This window comes from Phocaeicola coprocola DSM 17136 (genome assembly GCF_000154845.1).
GTDB lineage: Bacteria > Bacteroidota > Bacteroidia > Bacteroidales > Bacteroidaceae > Phocaeicola > Phocaeicola coprocola.
In genome coordinates this window covers 3,676-6,275 of sequence record NZ_DS981448.1, presented here as the reverse complement: position 1 = coordinate 6,275, position 2,600 = coordinate 3,676, and the positions used below count along the sequence as shown (strand labels likewise).

Here is a 2,600-nt window from a genome sequence, read left to right as displayed (position 1 = left end):
CCATCTCGCCACTGTGGTGGATTCATATACTATGAAAATACCCGCATGACTCCGCTCATTCATTGATAAAGCAGAACACATTGAAGCATATCTTCTATTGTTCTCATTTCTTTGATTCTAATGTAAACAACGATAATGTTTAGCAGATAAACTGCCTTAAATGTTTCATCTGTTTGTTAGCAATCTTTTAAGAAAGCAACATGAAGTGCCATTCTTTAGGATAGTCCTTCTTTATCATATTGAACAGCAACTTTACATTATTGGAATGCTGTTTTGTCAATATGGAGTATATATATTCATGACAGGCGCAGCAGGCTCGTTCTTTATTAGAAGCAACACAATGAAAAGAATCATCTGTATTTTCCTCTACACAAAACCAGTTCCATCCATAGTGCTTTTGGATGGTGTTTCCTAACAGGGAACCTAACTCATAAGCCCTATCCGTAATTTCCTCGTCATCTGAACTTTCAAAATTATTGAGATAGTTCTTTATGCCATCAAGGATGGCAGAGGATTCAGCACTTTCCTGCAAACCTATAAGGACTAAACCTTTAGCCGCAAGCTGATCTATTTCTATTCGTTCGTCCTCATTAATTGGACGGTATTCTATAATTTCACTCATTGCTTTCTTTTTTTCGTCAATTGCTAATGTTCGGTGGATAATCATCATTAAAGGAGATTGATCCGCTTGTTATCTGCCCGCTTTATTCCTCTTCTTCGATAAAATGATTTATAAAGTAATTGAATGACTGGGCGATGTAACGAGTATTTGTTTCAAAGTTGTATTCTCTTGAAGCGTTTTCGTCCCACTCGTCAGTCAAGTAATAGTAAATCTTTTTATTCTTCAAGTTCAACGCATAATAGTTTCCACCCGAATCCATAGCAAAAGGCAACAGATTGCATGGCATTAAATTCCTACTCCATATATCTTTGGCTATGACTTCAATTGTTTCAAAAGCATTGGTGCGTTCCTTTATCGGAAAGAACGCATTTATCTCCACCCGATCCAAATCCTCGTCCTGCGGTTGATAACAATATGGTGATGGCATACCACCGTTGAACTTGAGGTAAAAGTTCTTCATGCCTGCCGGAATCTTTACATTCAACTCAACCTCAAAATTCTTTATATCTTCTTTTGTTAGCGAAGCCGAACAGTCCGAAAGTTCAGGCATTACACCTGCTGTCTCCGTTTGTCCCTCTTCGATTTCTTCTATTGCTGGAATTGCTTTGTGCCCGTCCAAAACAACGAGATTGTCAAAGAAATCATCTATTGAATTTGCAACAAGTCGTGGCTCTCCAAAATTGAAGATTACATCTTGCATCCCCACAATAGGGTAAAGATAGATCTTTCCATTAACCAAGTCTATGGTAATCCGACCTTCATCGGTAGATTCCATAGCAAAAATAAGAATGCTATCAGATATAGCTCCAGCTTTTCTTAACTCTAATGTTTCGCCTTCTGCCGTATATCTGGGGTCATTCTTAAAATCCTTGTTATATTTGAATGGGAAGAAATCTTCAATTTCCACCTCTTGATATTTATTTATGCTTGCGGTCTGTTTCGTAGAACCTCCATTATATTGTAAATAGAACTCTTTCAGTCTTTCCGGCAAGGCATAACCCAATTTACTCTCTATTTCTTCAAAATCTTTGAGAGTAAGACTTTTTTGGCAATTTTCTAATTCTATTTTCATATTCATTCTTTTTATGGGCAGATAATGGCTTGACAAGGAGCTGCGTTTAGCAGCTAACTTGGCTTGTTATCAGTGATTTATTTTGCGATACCTGCACATGTAAATTTTAATCCTGTGATTGAATATTGCTTCACAAAATCTACAAATTCATCTGTGCAATAATAATTGTTATTAAACAGACTATCCCGAAATATGATATATGAACCGATATTTCCTTTATTGAAAATACCATTATTATCTCTCATCATCTTCAAAATTTCTTCATTGCTCTTGGACTCTATATTTAAGGCATCGACTGTATTCAATACATTTATAAAATAATAGTTTGAAGTATTACCGTCTACATTGACAGGTAAAACTTCTATTTGTCTTTCAGCTTTTCAGCGAGCATAAAGATGTTCTTTTATTTACTATCAGACAACCAGAAAAATAACAAGAAGCATCAAAGTCCTCACTTCGTTTGTCTTTCTTTTTTCTTTTATCTTTAAACAATTCTAAGCTAAGCCCTTTCCACTCATTAACAAGTGATTGACCATTATAATCCCAAACATCTTTATTTGATTTATCTTCTTCCTTGAATACAAAGAACTTGTAATTATCAAAGTCTTGTCCAATTTCATATATATTCATAATGTTACACTATTTAATTACTGATAATGCTTGGTGGCTAACCGACCTTTTTAGGGGAGGCTAAGCCGCTTGTTATATGCCATTTCCAAATTATTAAAGATATTAAAACCTATATATGATTTTTTGATGGGCTTTCTCACCTATAATAGCAATTCCAATAACTAATCATTTGATTTTTAGTTCGATCAAAGAATTTTTCATTTTCCCGATAAAACGAAAGAAGCTATCCATATTACCTCCAATGCTTCTTCCCTCGTACAAAAATTATCTACTATT

The 2,600-nt window shown here is 34.9% G+C and carries 4 protein-coding genes; all 4 read right to left on the bottom strand.

From position 1 onward, the window contains the following. Positions 1 to 187 precede the first annotated feature (187 nt). The 4 genes from BACCOP_RS02770 to BACCOP_RS20910 all read right to left on the bottom strand — a co-directional run bounded on the left by BACCOP_RS02770 (position 188) and on the right by BACCOP_RS20910 (position 2,324). Entirely contained in the window at positions 188 to 622 is a 435-nt protein-coding gene (locus tag BACCOP_RS02770; RefSeq protein ID WP_028728890.1) for a hypothetical protein, read from the bottom strand. 82 nt (positions 623 to 704) lie between these two features. Continuing rightward, a complete protein-coding gene (locus tag BACCOP_RS02765) occupies positions 705 to 1,700 on the bottom strand; it encodes an SMI1/KNR4 family protein (protein WP_007558975.1) in 996 nt (331 codons plus the stop codon). A gap of 71 nt (positions 1,701 to 1,771) precedes the next feature. Next, positions 1,772 to 1,999, bottom strand: a complete 228-nt coding sequence (locus BACCOP_RS21365; RefSeq protein WP_007566000.1) for a hypothetical protein — start codon at positions 1,997 to 1,999, stop codon at positions 1,772 to 1,774. Positions 2,000 to 2,066: 67 nt separating this feature from the next. Then, a complete protein-coding gene (locus tag BACCOP_RS20910; protein WP_007565998.1) occupies positions 2,067 to 2,324 on the bottom strand; it encodes a hypothetical protein in 258 nt (85 codons plus the stop codon). Between the last annotated feature and the right edge of the window lie 276 nt (positions 2,325 to 2,600).

Excerpts from the sequence above, each read along its gene's own strand:
- BACCOP_RS02770 (WP_028728890.1), bottom strand. The coding sequence starts at position 622 with ATGAGTGAAATTATAGAATACCGTCCAATTAATGAGGACGAACGAATA.
- BACCOP_RS02765 (WP_007558975.1), bottom strand. The coding sequence starts at position 1,700 with ATGAATATGAAAATAGAATTAGAAAATTGCCAAAAAAGTCTTACTCTC.
- BACCOP_RS20910 (WP_007565998.1), bottom strand. The coding sequence starts at position 2,324 with ATGAATATATATGAAATTGGACAAGACTTTGATAATTACAAGTTCTTT.